The organism is Aquisalimonas asiatica, from assembly GCF_900110585.1.
Classification (GTDB): Bacteria; Pseudomonadota; Gammaproteobacteria; order Nitrococcales; family Aquisalimonadaceae; genus Aquisalimonas; species Aquisalimonas asiatica.
Genome location: NZ_FOEG01000002.1, coordinates 81285 through 97038, shown reverse-complemented (window position 1 = coordinate 97038; position 15754 = coordinate 81285). Strand labels below are relative to the sequence as shown.

13 protein-coding genes are annotated in these 15754 nt (G+C 65.1%); 1 reads left to right on the top strand and 12 read right to left on the bottom strand.

What is annotated here, in order from left to right:
• Positions 1-38: 38 nt before the first annotated feature.
• From BMZ02_RS05145 to BMZ02_RS05120, 6 genes are all read right to left on the bottom strand, one after another.
• Entirely contained in the window at positions 39-1400 is a 1362-nt protein-coding gene (locus BMZ02_RS05145; protein WP_091640576.1) for a GH1 family beta-glucosidase, read from the bottom strand.
• 20 nt (positions 1401-1420) lie between these two features.
• Positions 1421-2284 (bottom strand): carbohydrate ABC transporter permease, encoded by an 864-nt coding sequence (locus BMZ02_RS05140; RefSeq protein WP_091640574.1) that lies wholly within the window; start codon positions 2282-2284, stop codon positions 1421-1423.
• Entirely contained in the window at positions 2284-3300 is a 1017-nt protein-coding gene (locus BMZ02_RS05135; RefSeq protein ID WP_216110703.1) for a carbohydrate ABC transporter permease, read from the bottom strand. Before BMZ02_RS05135 ends, BMZ02_RS05140 begins: the two co-directional genes overlap by 1 nt.
• Before the next feature lie 69 nt (positions 3301-3369).
• On the bottom strand, positions 3370-4605 hold the full coding sequence (locus BMZ02_RS05130) for an ABC transporter substrate-binding protein (protein WP_091640573.1): 1236 nt from the start codon (positions 4603-4605) through the stop codon (positions 3370-3372).
• A gap of 61 nt (positions 4606-4666) precedes the next feature.
• On the bottom strand, positions 4667-5893 hold the full coding sequence (locus tag BMZ02_RS05125) for a carbohydrate porin (RefSeq protein ID WP_091640571.1): 1227 nt from the start codon (positions 5891-5893) through the stop codon (positions 4667-4669).
• A gap of 110 nt (positions 5894-6003) precedes the next feature.
• Positions 6004-7089: an ABC transporter ATP-binding protein gene (locus BMZ02_RS05120; protein ID WP_091640569.1), complete on the bottom strand. Its 1086-nt coding sequence runs from the start codon at positions 7087-7089 to the stop codon at positions 6004-6006.
• Positions 7090-7280: 191 nt separating this feature from the next.
• On the opposite strand from BMZ02_RS05120, the gene BMZ02_RS05115 reads away from it, so the two are divergent.
• Positions 7281-8315, top strand: coding sequence for a LacI family DNA-binding transcriptional regulator (locus BMZ02_RS05115; RefSeq protein ID WP_091640568.1), 1035 nt, complete (start codon positions 7281-7283; stop codon positions 8313-8315).
• On the opposite strand, the gene BMZ02_RS05110 is transcribed toward BMZ02_RS05115, so the two are convergent.
• The 6 genes from BMZ02_RS05110 to malF all read right to left on the bottom strand — a co-directional run bounded on the left by BMZ02_RS05110 (position 8316) and on the right by malF (position 15684).
• Entirely contained in the window at positions 8316-10265 is a 1950-nt protein-coding gene (locus BMZ02_RS05110; protein WP_091640566.1) for a primary-amine oxidase, read from the bottom strand. It abuts the gene before it with no gap.
• Positions 10266-10356: 91 nt separating this feature from the next.
• Positions 10357-11157 carry a DUF2182 domain-containing protein gene (locus BMZ02_RS05105; protein ID WP_171909819.1) on the bottom strand — a complete coding sequence of 267 codons (801 nt, stop codon included), beginning with the start codon at positions 11155-11157 and terminating at the stop codon, positions 10357-10359.
• The gene (locus BMZ02_RS05100; protein ID WP_091640563.1) at positions 11154-11804 is read right to left on the bottom strand and encodes a DUF1326 domain-containing protein; all 651 of its coding nucleotides are present in this window, start codon (positions 11802-11804) and stop codon (positions 11154-11156) included. The genes BMZ02_RS05105 and BMZ02_RS05100 overlap by 4 nt, the downstream gene beginning before the upstream one ends.
• 128 nt (positions 11805-11932) lie before the next feature.
• On the bottom strand, positions 11933-12982 hold the full coding sequence (locus BMZ02_RS05095; RefSeq protein ID WP_171909818.1) for an alpha/beta fold hydrolase: 1050 nt from the start codon (positions 12980-12982) through the stop codon (positions 11933-11935).
• Positions 12983-13146: 164 nt separating this feature from the next.
• Positions 13147-14037 (bottom strand): maltose ABC transporter permease MalG, encoded by an 891-nt coding sequence (gene malG / locus BMZ02_RS05090; protein ID WP_091640559.1) that lies wholly within the window; start codon positions 14035-14037, stop codon positions 13147-13149.
• A gap of 21 nt (positions 14038-14058) precedes the next feature.
• Entirely contained in the window at positions 14059-15684 is a 1626-nt protein-coding gene (gene malF / locus BMZ02_RS05085) for a maltose ABC transporter permease MalF (RefSeq protein ID WP_091640557.1), read from the bottom strand.
• Positions 15685-15754: the final 70 nt, after the last annotated feature.

The following is a 15754-nucleotide window of genomic DNA, read 5'->3' as shown; positions in this document are numbered from 1 at the left end:
GCCCGGGGCGGGTACTGACATGACTCCGGGCGGGGCTCTCAGGATGCTGCACCGGCCCCGGCGCTCTGGCGCTCGGCCATGAACTCCCGGAACAGCGTCGCGCTCCGTTTCCGGATCCGCTCCTGGCTGTCGTAATCCACGTAGACCAGCCCGAATCGCTGGCTGTACCCCTCGGCCCACTCGAAGTTGTCCAGCAGGCTCCAGGCGAAGTAGCCCGTGATGTTGACGCCGTCGCGAATGGCCTGGTCGACGGCCTGCAGGTGGCGGTTGTAGTAGTCGCAACGCAGGTCGTCGTGAATGCCGTCGTCCTCGACGGTTTCGGTTACGGCCGCGCCGTTTTCCGTGACCATCAGGGGCGGCAGGTGATACTGCCGGTCGAGGTCGGTGAGCAGGCGATACAGGCCGTGGGGATAGACCTCCCAGTCCATGCTGGTGCGCTGGGCATTCTCCACCCGGACTTCCCTGGCCTCCCCGTCCTGGTCATGGGTGACCAGGCTGCGGGTGTAGTAATTCACCCCCAGGAAGTCGATGGGGCGGGAGATGATGTCCATGTCGCCGGGGTAGACCACCGGTGTGGATTCCGGCCGGAAACGGGTGACCAGGGAGGGGTAACGGCCTTCGAGTACCGGCTCCAGGAACCAGTGGCCGTTGATGGCGTCCTGCAGGAGGGCCATGGCCTGGTCGTCGTATCGCTCGGTTGCCGGGAAACTGGGCGTGAAGTTCAGCACCAGCCCGTGTCGCGATTGTGGTGCATTGTGACGCATGGCGGGCAGCGCGAGCCCGTGGGCCAGGAGCAGGTGATGTGCCGCCTGATAGGCCAGCCGCGGTTCCTTGAGGCCGGGTGCGTGGACGCCGAGCTCGTATCCCAGGAAGGCGCTGCACCAGGGTTCGTTCAGGGTGGCGTACGCCTCCACCCGGTTCCCCAGGGCCGCGGTCACCACGTCCGCAAACTCCGCGAAGGCGTAGGCCGTCTCGCGGTTGACCCAGCCGCCGCGGTTATCCAGGTACTGGGGCAGGTCCCAGTGATACAGCGTGACGATCGGTTTGACGTCGCGTTCCACCAGCCCGTCGATGATCTGCTCGTAGAAGCGGAGCCCTTCCGGGTTGACCTCGCCACGGCGCGGCATGACGCGGGGCCAGGAAATGGACAGCCGGTACGCGTCGAAACCGAGATCCTGGACCAGGTCCAGATCCTCCGGCCAGCGATGATAGTGCTCGCAGGCCACATCACCGGTGTCGCCGTTGAGGACCCGCCCCGGCTGCCGGCAGAAGGTATCCCAGATGCTCGGCGTGCGCCCGCCTTCCCGGGCGGCCCCTTCCACTTGATACGCGGCCGTCGCCACTCCGAAAAGGAAGTCGGGGCTGCGCAGTCTGGAATCGTTCGGCACATCAAAAGTCACAAGTACGTCTCCTGTTTCCGTTACTGTTTGACGGCACCACTGGTCATGCCGGAAATCATCTGTCTGGATGCCACGAGGTAGATGGCGATCAGCGGCAGGATGGAGATGGTGGTTCCCAGCATGACCGCGCCCCACGGCGTGTTGGGGATGTTCTGGACGCTGCGCAGTGCCAGCGTGATCACCTGGGTATCAGACTCCGTGAGCACCACGAGCGGGTGCAGGAAGTTGTTCCAGAGAAAGACGAACTGGACGATCGCCAGTGTTGCCAGGGCGGGGCGGAGCAGGGGCAGCACCACGCTCCAGTAAATGCGGAACTCGCCGGCGCCGTCCAGTCGTGCGGCCTCCAGCAGCTCCCTGGGCACCGATGCCACCGTGTACTGACGCATCAGAAAGATGCCGATGGGGTTGATGGTGAAAGGCAGCCACACTGCGATGTGCGTATTCACCAGCCCCAGGGAGTCGATCACCAGGTAATAGGGGATCAGGGTCAGCACCGGAGGAATCATCATGGAGCAGACCATGACCAGGAAGACCAGGTTACGCCCCCTGAAGCGGTACACGGCGAGGGCGTATCCGCACATGCTGCAGAACAGCAGCGAGACCAGCGTCCCCAGGACCGACACCTTGAAGCTGTTATACATGGCGGTCCAGAACGGCATGATCTCCATGAGCCGCTGGTAGTTGTTGATGAGCTGATCGCTGAAGTAGAGCGTCAGCTCGGAGCTGAACATGGTCGAGCGGTCATGGGTCGACAGCAGGATCGACCACAGGAACGGGAAGATCGTCACGAAGACACCCAGCAGCAGGAAGGTCCACAGCAGGGTCTTCAGGGCGACATCCAGGTTGCGTTGATAGCGGTCGCTCTGGAATAGAGAGGTCAGCATCAGTTGCCCTCCAGGCCCTTGCGGCCGAACAGGTGGAAGTAGACCCAGGTCATCGCGGCGATGACGAAGAACAGGATCCAGGAGATGGCGGCTGCGCTGCCCATGTCCATCCACTGCCAGGCGACGCGATAGAGGTAATTGGAGATGGTCATGCCGCTTCGGGATGCCTGCTCCAGCGCGCGGGTGAGCACGTATGGCTCGTCGAACAGGTTCATGTTGCCGATGATCGTCATGGTCACGGCAAAGAAGATGAACGGGCGCAGCATGGGCAGGGCCACGAAGCGGAACTGCTGCCAGGCGTTGGCACCGTCGATGCGGGCCGCTTCGTAGAGATCCTTCGGGATCGTGGTCAGCCCGGCGACGTAGATGATGATGTTGAAGCCCACGTACTTCCAGAACACCACCGCAGAGATGGAATACTGGATCAGTGCGTTGTCCTGGACCCAGCGGATGGGCATCACGTCAGCCACCCAGGTGAACGCCCAGCCGGTGACCGGGTTCGTCGCCAGGTAGATCAGCGTCTGGTTCAGAATGCCGCTGTGAGGGGCATAGATGACGTAGAAGATCATCGACACGGCGATGGTCGATGTCACGTAGGGCGTGAAGTAGGCGACGCTGAGCCAGTGGCGTGCGCGGCTGCCCAGTTGCACGAGAACGAACGCCGCGGGCAGCGCGATCAGGTGCTGGGGCACCCCCGAGAGCAGCGCGATGACCACGGTATTGCGAAGGGAGCGCCAGAGCGTGGGGTCGGTCAGCGCGTAGCTGTAGTTCTCCAGGCCGACCCACTGCATGGCACTCAGCCCCGCGGCCGGGTTCCAGACGTGGAACGACAGATAGATCATGAAGAAGATCGGGAAGACGAAGAACGTCCCGAACAGGATGAAAAAGGGCGACAGGAACCAGTACGGTGCTTTGGTCCGGGCCATTTTGCGGCGGCCCGGACCATCACCGGCGCGCTGGCCCTCGAGAGGGACGGCGTGACTGGCTGTCGCTGTATCGGACGTGTGGGTGCTCATGGTGATATCCCCGTGGCTCAGCCGGGGTGGCGCCTGGGGCGCCACCCCGGTCATGGCGGTGCCTGTGCGTCAAAGCATCCGGAGGCGGCGCTTGAGCTGGCTCTCGGCCTCCTCAAGCGCATCCATGATGGCCACGTCGTCGTCCAGGACCCTGGACAGGGCGTCGCTGACGACGAGGTCGTAGGCAATGTGATCGCCCTGGTGCGGGGTGACCGGTTCGATGTTCTCCGCGATTTCGGCGAACAGGTGCCGTGCCTGCTGACCCCGCAGGAATTCGATTTCATCGTCGAACATCGGGTGGTCGTAGGTTCTGGTATTGGCAGGGAACGCCGCGATGTTCTCGAAGCCCTCGATCTGAATGTCCGGGCTGATCAGGTACTCCAGCAGCTCCCAGGCCTCCTCCTGGTTGTCGCTCTGCTCGGGGATGGCGAGGAAGGAACCGCCCCACGAGCCGTAACGCCCCGCGGGCAGGCGGGAGGCTCCCCACTCTCCGGAGGTTTCCGGCGCGATCCAGTTCTGGAGGTGGCCCAGCAACCACGCCCCCGAGAGCTCGGTGGCGAATTCGCCGTTCCGGAAGCCTTCGTACCAGTCCTCGGTCCAGTCGTTGATGCTACCGTCGAGCCCCTCTTCACGGATGGTCCGCGCCATCTCGAAGGCACGCACGAACCGGTCACCGGTGATCAGTGAGTTGCCGTCTTCGTCGAAGTAGAATCCTTCCCCTTCGTCGACCTCGGTGAAGATGATGGCCTGGGCCACGGACGAGGCGTTGCCGACCAGCAGCGTGTCGTGCTCTTCGCGCAGCCATCGGCCGTACTCCAGGTAGGCGTCCCAGGAGTCCTGAATGTCGTCCAGGTCCTGTTCGGCCTCGTCCATGAGGTCGCGGCGGTAGTACATGACCCCCGGGCCGATATCCACCGGGATGCCGTATTGCCCACCGTCGGGGGACTGTCCCTGAGTCACCGCGTAATCGGCGAAGTCGTCCTCCATGCCCTCGAATCGCTCCGAGAGATCCACCAGCCCGCCTTCGCCGACAAAGGCACCGATCTGACCCACGTCCACCAGTACCAGGTCGCCGGCACCGCGACCGGTGCCGAGCGTCGTGGCAAGGCGGTTGTGGTGTTCCTCCCATTCGTTCATGAGAATGTCGACCTGCAGCCCGTGCGCCTCCTGGAAGGCGGGTAGCACGGCCTCGAGCTGGCTGTCGTAATCCGGGAACCCTTCGAAGCGGATTTCGTCATCCGCCAGGGCGGGAAGGGCCAGCAGCAGCATTGCCGCGGCTGAGCCCAGGCGTTGGGATGCTTTCATTGTCTTCTCCTCCTTGGGCGGGATCGTTACGTCCCGTTGATCGTGCGTGCCGGTAAACGGGTTACCACCAGGTCTCGACCTGGGCGCCGACGGACGTACCGCTGGTGTCCCCGGCGAATGCGGATGTGCCCTCATCGTCGAAGGTGAGTGGGCCGCCGGCATCGTTGACCGCGTCGTTCCACCGGGCGTGCGTCGCAAAGAACCGGATGGTGGGGCGTGAGGTCGGATCAGGTCCCGCGGAGAGGGCGAGGGCGGCTGTCCCCTTGGTCATGTGGATGGTGTCGCCGTCGTCGGGTTCGATCCGGTCGTGGCCAATCTCCAGCAGGAAACGGAACGGCCCGCCCAGGTGGGTGTCGGTGCGTGCCCCGAGCGAGTACCAGTCGTCTTCCGGGCCGTCGTCGAAGTCCCGGTAGCGGTACTGGGCGATGAGGTCCCAGCCCGTGGAGGCGGCGTCAATGAAACCGGTCTGTTGCAGGTGGAGCCGGTACAGACTCCCGTCGTGGTCCTGTGCAGCGGGATTGACGCCGTCATCGTCGGGCGTGTGGTAGTCGCGGTACTGGAGGCCGACGATGGTGCTGCCGCCCAGCGTTCCGGTGGTGGTGTGATACAGCGCCACGGAGATGCCGTCGTCATTGTCGATGTCCGGATCGCCTTCGCTGGTGGACTGGTTGTGGCTGTAGGCCGTGTAGATATCCAGGTGGTTGCCCGGCAGGGTCTGAATATCCGTCAGCCGCACCGAATGCGTGATGTTGGCGTTATCCGCCGCCTGGTTGGGATCCATCAGGAAGGCGTAGCTGAGTTTGCCGAAGCCTACATCCATGTCTTCAATCCCGGCGCCGTCGCCATCACGGCTCTCCATGAAGAAGTCGTTGATGCCGAACTGGACGCGGTCGTAGAAGCGTCGGCCCGCCCATACCCGACCGTTGGCCAGAGCGGGAATGTTCTCGCCGTAAGCGTACGCCTGGCCGAAGGTCGCTTCCAGGTCTCCTTCCTCGAAACCCCAGGCCGTCCAGGCGCTGGGCATGACCAGCACGCCCCAGCGGCTGCCGTCTTCGCCTTCCGCGAGCGTGGCACCGATCTCCGGTTCGATGACGTAGTCGCACTCGTTGCCGAGACGCCACTTGTAGTCAGCCCCGGGCAGCTGGAAACAGGTCATGCGACCGCCGTCCGTGTTGAACCCGGTGCCGGCACGCATGTACCCGCTGAACTCGATGGGATCGGCCGGAGTGACGGACCAGACCCCGACCAGCCCGATTGCAATGGCGCCTCTGGTTAGAATGGATTTCATGGTTCTCCTCCTTGCGTTTCTGCTTCTTGCCGTTTTCTGCGGCCTCCGCCGCCGTTTCTATCGGTTCTGTTCTTGAAATGAAAACGTTTTCATTCTTGGTCGAAAAAGGATTACCCCACGCGGAGCGTCGGGCCCGCTTCATCGAAGTAGTGGCACTCTTCCGGCACCGCACGCAGTGCGACAACGTCGCCGGGGGCATAGTGGCCGGCCGTCTCCGTGAGCTTCACCGAGACGATCTGGTCCGTATCCCTGAGGCGTGCGTGCAGAATGGCGTAATCACCCAGGTTCTCCTGCACTTCCACCGATGCCGGGGCGCCGTTCTCCGCGTCCGTCAGCTCGAAGTGTTCGGGGCGGATGCCCACCGTCGCCGGGCAGTCAGTGCGGCTCAGGGCATAAGGGACCGGCAGGGCCAGGGAGTCGCTGAGCCATGCCCTCGTGGCGCCGTTGCTGTGCTCCAGCCGGCATGGCAGCAGGTTCATCTTCGGCGAACCCAGGAACCCGCCCACGAACTGATTGGTCGGCCGCGCGTAGAGTTCCGCGGGGGGACCTGACTGTTCAATGACCCCGTGGTTGAACACCACGACCCGGTCACCGAGCGTCATGGCTTCCACCTGATCGTGGGTGACGTAGATCATGGTCGTGCCCAGTTCCCGGTGCAGGCGCATCAGCTCAATACGCATCTGCACGCGCAGCGATGCGTCCAGGTTGGAGAGGGGCTCGTCAAACAGGAATACCTCGGGTTTACGTGTAATGGCGCGGCCGATGGCGACGCGCTGGCGCTGCCCGCCGGAGAGCTCCTTGGGCCTGCGCTCAAGCAGGTGATTGATCTGCAGGATATCCGCTGCCGTGTTGACCGAGTCGTTGATCACCTGCCTGGAGTGGCCCGCGAGCTTCAGGGCGAAGCCCATGTTTTCGCGGACGTTCATGTGGGGGTAAAGGGCGTAGCTCTGGAACACCATGGCAACGCCGCGGCGGGCAGGAGGTGTCCGGTTGTGCAGGGTACCGTCGATCAGCAGCTCGCCGTCGGAGATGTCCTCCAGCCCGGCGATCATGCGCAGCATGGTGGATTTACCGCAGCCGGACGGCCCCACCAGCACGACGAACTCACCGTCGCTGATGTCAAGGTCGACGCCCTTGATGACGTCGCTGTCTCCGTCATAGCGTTTGGCGATGTTCCGCATGGTCACGGCAGCCATCGGCGATTCTCCTCCCGAGTCGTGATTTGGTATTGTTTATCAACGTAAGAAAACGTTTTCATTTTTCAACAGTATTAGTACCTCGGGTTTCTGCTGTCAAGGGTCCGGGTTGCTTCATCAACCGATTGGTATCAGTGGGTTTGTCGGTATACTAGTCTTTGGGAAAGCTTCGGTGTGCTGGAGAAATCAGCTTGAAAACGTCAGTCAGGTCCCGTCGTGACGAAAAGGCGTCCTCGCCAACGGTTCTCGAGGTCGCCAAGGTCGCGGGCGTCTCCGTGAGCACCGTCTCGCGCATTCTCAACGGGACGGCCAGGGTCTCCGAGGCCAAGCGCCAGGCGGTCGAGGACGCCATTGCCGCGCTCGATTTCGAACCGAACGCGCTTGCCCAGAGCCTGAAACGCGGGCGCTCCATGACGGTCGGGGTGCTGACACAGGACGTCAGCAGCTCTTATTTCACGGAAACCCTGAAAGGGGTCGAGCATGCGCTGACGGACACCGGCTACGCGCCACTGATTGCCAGTGGTCACTGGAATGCGGAGGAGGAGGCGCATCGTGTCAGGCTGCTCATCGCCCGCCGGGTGGACGGGATCATCATCCTGAGCGGCAACCTCACGTCGGCGCAGATCACCCAGTATTCCGGGCAGGTGCCGGTGGTCGCCACCGGCCACCGCATCGAGGCGCCCAAGGCGTGGGCGATCGAGCTGGACAACGAGCGCGGGGGGGTGATGGCAACGCGCCACCTGCTCGATCTCGGGCACCGGCGGATCGCCCATATCCGGGGGCCGGAAGAGCACGCCGATGCAGAGCAGCGGTTCGCCGGTTACCGGCGTGCCCTGGAGGAGGCCGGCGTCCAGTACGATGAGCGTCTGGTGGTTCCCGGGGATTTCTACGAAACCAGCGGCGTGCTGGGTGTCGCCGAGCTGCTCGCCCGCGGTGCGCCCTTTACCGCGATTTTCGCGGCGAACGACCAGATGGCGTATGGCGTCCGGTTGGCACTGAGTCGACAGGGCATCCGCGTGCCGGACGACATCTCCCTGATCGGATTCGATGATCTGCCGGGTTCGCTCTACACAACCCCGCCGCTGACCACCGTGCGCCAGCCGCTGTTCGACATGGGGCGGATCGCGGCCGGCAATCTGCTTCGCATCATTGACGGTGACCCGCCCGAACCGTTTGCGCCGGAGGTGGAGCTGGTGGTTCGGGAGACCACGCGCCGGTTGCGGTGACTAGGCGCAACAGCTAGCGGCGTTCCTGCCCGGCGGCAGGGTGATGGCCGGGTTGCGGTCGAAGAAACCCGAGGGCATCAGCCGGAAGCCGCAGGTGACACAGGGCTGCACCGGGTAATCCTCGGGGCGCACCGGGTGGTGCAGGCCGAAGACGTGCCAGAGCACCACGTCGGTATCCACCAGGTTGCGGTCCGCGGATGTCCACTCCGGGAGTCCCTGTCCGGGGCCAGACTGGTTCACGAATTCGCCGGCGGGGTAGCGTTCCTCCGCGTTGAAGGGCGTCACCCACATGTGATTCTGGATGAATCCACCGCGTTGTCCGGAGCGCGACTGCGGGTGCGTGTACGGGGTGACCGGATTGGTGGCCTCGAGCTTGAAGCCGGTGGGCTGGCCCACGCCGTTGCGGCGCTGCCGGTTGACCACCTTCCAGTAGCGCATGGTCTCGCTGTTCGCCCGTCGCTGCGCCACCCGCTCCGTCTCCAGCAGGGTCGCCTCCTCGCGGAAGGCGTTGCCGTAAGGATTCTCGGGCCCCTCCGGCGGCACCACCACGTTGTACTCCATCACCGCGTTGTCCGGGCCGTCCACGTCCATGTCCAGACGGGCGCAGAACAGGTGCTGGTGGATCTGGCCGGCCACGCCCGGGGCGACCTCGTTGGCGAACGGGGAGGGGTTGCCCGGCTCGCAGGCCACCGTGTTGATGATGCCGGTGGCCTTCATCTCGAACTCGACAGTGCCCGTCTGGTAGAGATACCAGTACGACGCGTATTCGTAATTGCCGACCGTGGAGATGGACGAGATCACCAGCCGCCGCAGCCGTCGCACCTCCGTGTGGTCGGTGCGGAAATCCCAGTGCTTCCAGGCGATGCCGTTGTCTTCCTCGTGGATGCAGATGGCATTGGCGATCTCGATGGGCTCGCCGTCGACGCCGTTGACGTAGGCGTCCAGGTAGCGGATCGCGCCCAGGCAGTCGCAGCCCAGCGTGAGGGAGTTCGCCAGCTTGCCGAGGCCGTACTCGCCGATGTCGAAGACGTTCTTGCGGTAGTGGCCCGGTGCCGGGCTGCCGTAGGGGACCACCATCTCCGCCAGGGATGCACGGTAGAGCACGGGGCGGCGTTCATCGCCCTCGGTATAGCCCAGCGTGTGCAGGGTCAGCCCCTCGCGGGCGTTGAAGCCGATGCGCACATCCCACCCCTGCCAGCGCAACAGGTTCCCCTCAACGGTAAAGCTGGGGCCGTCGCTCTGGACCACGTCCAGGGGCTTGATGCCGGTGCGGGTAGCGCCCACCAGATCGGCCTCGTAGTTGGATTCGCCGCGGGGCACGGGCACAGGCTCACGGTCGGCATAGTGGTCGTCGACCCGGATCACTTCCATGGTGTCCACGTCCACCACGGCGTTCACCCCTTCGATGGGGTGCGCGTAGAAGTTGTCCCGGGGGTGGGTGCGGACCCACGCGAAGGTGTGGGACAGGCGGCGCCCCTCTTCGCCGGGGACGTCAAAGCGCCCCGCGGACCATGGGTCCACGCAGACCAGCGACATGTCCTCCACGCCACGGCGAGCGCACGCCTTGATGAACGCCGGATCGGCCTTGACCGCGTCCTCGATGGCCATGAACTCCTCGAGCATGATCATGGGGCGTGCATCCGGGCGGTGTTCGCTGGACAGGATCCGGCGTTCGGTGAGGGAGAGTGCACCGAGCGTCACGCCGATGCCGCCGGGGCGGGACACCACGAACCGTACCCGGCGGTCCAGGGGGTGGCCCGGCTCCCAGTCACGGACCGTGTCCTTGTCGGGCTCTTCCAGGACCAGGCGTTCGAAGCGCAACGGCTCCGGCCCGAGCGCTTCGCGCAGCAGGGCCGCGGCCGCACGGATCTCTTCCGGGCCGAGTGGGTCGAGTGGGTGGAACGTATCGGCGGCTGCGCCGACTGGAGTGGATTCGCTACTGATCGCCATGTTCCGGCCTCCCGACCAACCGATTAGCTTGAGATAAGCAGAGGCCGGGGAGAGCGTCAAGCGGCTTCTGACGAAGGGCAGTGCCTTGGCCTCAGTGGCCATGGACCCCGTGATGATCGTGGCCGACGGATGTCCACTCCGGCGCGAGCAGCAGGAGCGTGCCCAGCACTATGAGCCCGATCCCCACGGGTTTGACGACCCGGTCACCGTAAGCGCCGGTCTTCTCGTAGAGCATCAGCAGTGCCAGCGGCGCCATCCACGCGAGATTGGCGATGCCCACCACGACCATCACAAGCATCAGCGCCCAGCAGCAGCCGATACAGAACAGCCCGTGCCGCAGCCCCAGGTGCAGTGCCGCCAGTCGCCCGCGCCGGTAATGGGCCATGAGGAAGACGCCCGGGTGGCGGCAGTGGCGCAGGCAGGCGTTCTTGAGGCCGGAGAACTGGAAGGCACCGGCCAGGACCAGGGCACCACCCGCCAGCCACTCCGGTCGGTGAGCGAGCCAGTGCCAGTGGTGTCCGGCGGCGAGCACGGCATTGTGGAGTGTCAGTGCGCCCACACCGAATGCGGTCCAGACCAGCAGGTAGCCGCCGATGAAGGCCCCGTGCGCCGTCCCCGGATGGGGCTGGCGTGCCGCCGTGCGGGCAAACAGCCGTATCATCGGCAGAGACGATGGCAGCATCATCGCCGCAATGTGGACCTGCCAGGCCAGCAGCAACAGAGCCAGGCTCGCCGCCAACGACATGTCGCCGGTGACCAGCCGGTGGTGATGGATCCACTGCGCGTGGCCGGTGAACTCGGCAGTGAGGCCGAGCAGCCAGGCGCTGGCGATCACTGCCAGCAGTACCGGCGACGCAAGCCAGACGTTGCGCGGTGCGGTGACCGTGCTCACGGCCGGTGCTCCATGTGCCATGCGGTCTGGATGGTGTTGCGTCCGTCGAATGACCAGGACATGCCGTACCGGGGCAGGTTCACGCGGAACGTGCGCGACTTGCCCACGTAGGCGGGGGCGCCGGCGACCGTGGAGAAGGGGCTGCCGTGGAGCGTGGCCTGGGCGCCGTCCGGCGACGCGACGATTGGCTCCAGTGCCGCGTCCACCATGCCGTCCACCCGCAGGTGGCCCGATGCGTTCTCGGCCCCGTGGGACACCGGGGCGCGTTCCACGGCCACCAGTTCTCCCACGAGACCGGCCAGATCGGCGAGCGGGCCGCCCAGGTCGCCGGAGAACGCCCGCAGCAGTGCCTCGTGCTGGGCGACCGAGGCGCGCTCGTCCACCAGTTGCACGACGCGCCACTGCCCGGCCAGGGCATTACCGGGGATGACGGCAACGTTGACCACCGTCAGACCGGAGACGTCCACGCCCTCGACGACCCCGCGCTCCAGGTTGAATGCGATGACCCCGTAGCACGCGCCACCGTCCGGGTCCTCGCCGATGAAACAGGGGCAGGGGGCGCCGCAGGAGCAGATTTCCAGTAGCGTGCCTTCCAGTGCGTAACCCCGTGCAGTCGTGTTGTCTGCGTGTTCCGAAGAGGTCGCCATGATGCATCTCCCATGGTCTGGATGAGCGCGAGAGGTGATGTGTTCAGGGAGTCTAGACGGGCGCCACACCGCACCGCATCGCGGCAACCCCGCAGGGGGCGATGCCGGAAAACCGGCATGGCGCGTAATCAGGGGGCCGGAGAGACCAGGCCCAGCTTCACGGCCCGCAGTGCCAGGTCGGCGCGGCCGTGGGCGGGCAGCTTGCTGTAGATGTGACTGACGTGGCGCTCCACCGTGCCGACAGAGATGCCGAGCGCCGTTGCGATGGCCTTGTTCGAGGCGCCTTCCGCGATGTGCTGCAGCACTTCGCGCTCGCGGCTGCTGAGCTCGCCCCCGGGGGTGGGCGCGTGGTGCTCCGCGCCGGGTGGCCGGCCGGCGAGGAAGTGCAGGATGAGGTCGACCAGCGAGCCGGAGTCGCGGATGAACGGGTCGTGTTCATTGCCGTCCAGGGCCTCGAACTGCGCGCCCGGCACAAGCGCGGCGATTTCATGGCCAGCGCTGAGCGGCACTGCACGATCGCCCCGGTTGTGCACGACCAGAACGGGCATGGTCAGGGCCGGGAGGACGTCGCGCACGTCCATGGTCCACAGGTGGTCCAGCAATTGCGCTGCCATCCCGGAGGATGCCGCCATACGCTGGAAGCGACCGTACCACTGCATTTCGCGGGCACCCCCGTTGGGCACCAGCATTGCCGCCAGGGTCCGGGAGCCCACGTTCCAGTTCATGTGCACCACCTGCTTGAGGGCCTCCAGGCGCTCCCTGGTGGTGATGGCGCTGCCCCGGGCGAACGCGGAGCAGAAGACGAGGCGTTGCACCCGCTCCGGGTGGCGTGCGGCGAAGACCGCCGCCGGCGGGCCGCCAAAGGAATAACCGATCAGGCTGGCGCGCTCGATCCCCGCGGCATCCATCACCGCGGTCAGTTGCTGGACATCGTTCTCCAGCGTCAGGGCAAATCCCTGACGGTCCGACAGCCCGCAGCCGAGGCGGTCGTACCAGGTGAGCTGATGCACGGCGGTGAGTTTCCGGCGGGCGCTCGCCGCTGCGGGGTGCGTCCAGAGCTCATGGAGGTGACACAGCCAGCCCGGGACGAGCACCAGTGGTGGACCGCGCCCGAGGCTTGCGAAGGCGATGCGCGCGCCCTCGGGCCCCTCGCACAGACGAACCGAGGGTTCATGCATGGCAATGATTCCAGTCCGCGGTTGCCGGCGCCTCCCGGGTCGCGTGGTGCAGCCCGGTTGCTTCAACTGTAGCCGGTGCCGGGGAGGGCGGCCACGCGTTGACTGGAACTGCTGCATCCGTACCCGGCGGCGGCCGCGCTACGACACGGCCGCCTGGTCCCGATTCAGCCCTTCACCCCGCCCGCGGTCAGCCCACCGATGATCCAGCGTTGACAGATCAGGAAGGCAACCGTGATTGGCAGCCCCGACAGCACCGCGGCGGCCGCGAAGTTGCCCCAGCGCTGGTTGTGCTCGGCCAGGTACTGTTGCGCACCCACCGCCAGCGTGAGTTGGTCCATGTCGACCAGTAGCACCGATGCCATGGGGTACTCCATGATGCTCATGACGAAGGCCAGGATGAACACCACCATCAGAATGGGCAGTGACAGGGGTAGCAGGATGTAGCGAAAGGCCTGCCAGACGCTGGCACCGTCCACCATGGCGGCTTCTTCCAGCGAGCTGTCGATGGATTCGAAATACCCCTTGATCGTCCAGATGTGCAGCGCGACCGCGCCGAGGGAAGCGAGTATGAGTGCGCCGTGACTGTTGATGCCCAGCCAGCTCACGAAGTGGCCGAGGCGGTCGAAAAGGGCGTAGAGCGCCACCAGGGAGAGCACTGGCGGGAACATCTGGAAGATCAGCATGCCCTTGAGCATGGGGGCCTTGCCGGCGAAGCGCATGCGCGCGAAGGCATAAGCGCTGGTTGTGGAGAGCAGCAGGATCAGCAGCGAGGACACCACGGCCACCTTGACCGAGTTCCACAGCCATAGCAGAACGGGGAACGGCGGGCGTACCACGGTGCCGTCGGCCCGCTCCCAGGGGATGCCGAAGGCCAGCGCCCAGTGCTCCAGCGAGAAGCGCTCGGGGATCAGGCTGCCGGTTGCGAAGTTCCCTTCCCGGAACGAGATGGAGATCACCAGCAGCAACGGGAAGATGATCAGCGACACGAAGCCGATCAGGAACAGGTGTGCCGCCAGCTTGCGGGAGCGGATCGAGCGGGGTTGGACCATGGCCATTGTTGTCACTCCTCCAGGCGGTCAGACCTTGACCTTCGACAGGCGCAGGTTGATGAGCGAGAGTGCCGCGACCAGCAGGAAGATCAGCGTTGCCACCGCCGCGGCGAGACCGAAGTTCTGCCCCGAATCCTGGAAGGCGATGCGGTACGCGTAGCTCACCAGCAGATCCGTGGTGCCGGCAGGGGTGGACGCCCCCACAATGTCCGGGTTGCCGCCCGTGAGCAGGGCAATCAGCACGAAGTTGTTGAAGTTGAACGCGAACGCGGCGATCAGCAGCGGCGTCAGTGGCTTCAGGATCATGGGCAGGGTGATGGTCAGCATGTTGGTGATGGGTCCGCCACCATCCACCGCGGACGCCTCGTAGAGATCCCGCGGGATGGACTGCATCAGGCCCATGCACAACAGCAGCATGTACGGGTAGCCCAGCCAGGTGTTGACGATCAGCAGCATGGTGCGCGCCAGCCATGGATCGCTGAACCAGTCCGGGCTGATGCCGAACAGAGAACTCAGGATGAGATTGATCTCGCCGAAGTTCTCATTGAACATCCCCTTGAAGATGAGGATGGATATGAATGCAGGGACGGCGTACGGCAGGATCAGTAACGTGCGGTAGGTGGCCTTGCCACCGAGCTGGTCCCACTGCAGCAGTGACGCGAGAACGAAACCGAGCGCCAGCGTGAACAATACGGTGAGCCCGGCGAAGGCGAAGGTCCACACGAAGATCTGCATGAACGGCCCACGGATGTCCGGGTCGAAAAGGACCCGGGCGTAGTTCTCGAAGCCCACGTTCACCGGCCACCCGGGGGTGATCCGTTCGCCCTCGTCGGTGACGAAAAAGCCGGTTTCCTGGTCCGGTGTGAGGGTGGTCTGTTCCCGGAGGTCGGTGAGGGTGCCGTCCTCGTTCTCCACGTACCGGTCGAGCATGGGAGCGAAGCTGCGCAGCCCGGTCATACGCAGTTCCAGGTCGCCGGGTGTGGTCAGGCGCATGGCCTGAAGCGCATCCCGCAGTGAAATCACCTCCCGGGTTTCCAGTGCCGTGCCGGCGGGGGGAGCATCGGCCTCGTGCAGGGTGATGGCCTGACGGTCGTCCGTGTCCAGGGAGACCGGATCGCTGACAAGAAGACGCGGCCCGTCGACCGTATCCTCGATCAGCTCTTCCTGGCTGCTGTCGAGCGTATCCGGCAGGGCGGCATCCCTGTCCAGCTCCAGGAACAGGCGCGCGTCGTCCTGATCCCGGTAGACCGAGAAACTGAAGGAAATCCCTTCCTCCTGGTAGGTGCGATCCAGCAGCTGAGCCCGCACGCGCTCCTCGCTCAGCAGGTTGGACGAGCTGTAGTTGGTGAAGCTGATGCCCACCGTGTAGACCAGCGGGAAAATGACGAACACGCCCATGCCGGCAAGCGCCGGGAAGACGTAACGGTGGCGCATGAGCGACCGCTTCGTGAACACCACCGTCAGTGAGGCGGCCAGGGTCAGGAACAGCAGCGCGAACGGCCACTCGCCCTGGGCGTGGAAGGCCACCACGAGCCAGAGCAGGGAGATGACCAGAGCGGCAAACAGCCCGCCCTGAAGCCAGCGCTTGGCCCGGTCAAGGTGATCGGAGATGCCGTTGCCCGACAGGGGCCGGGCGAAGGTGGCAGTGTTCATGGTGCGTTCCTGCTGGCGTCGGGGCCGGCCTGCGCTCGTGGTCTGCCGTGACCGGCCCCGGGGAGTGAGT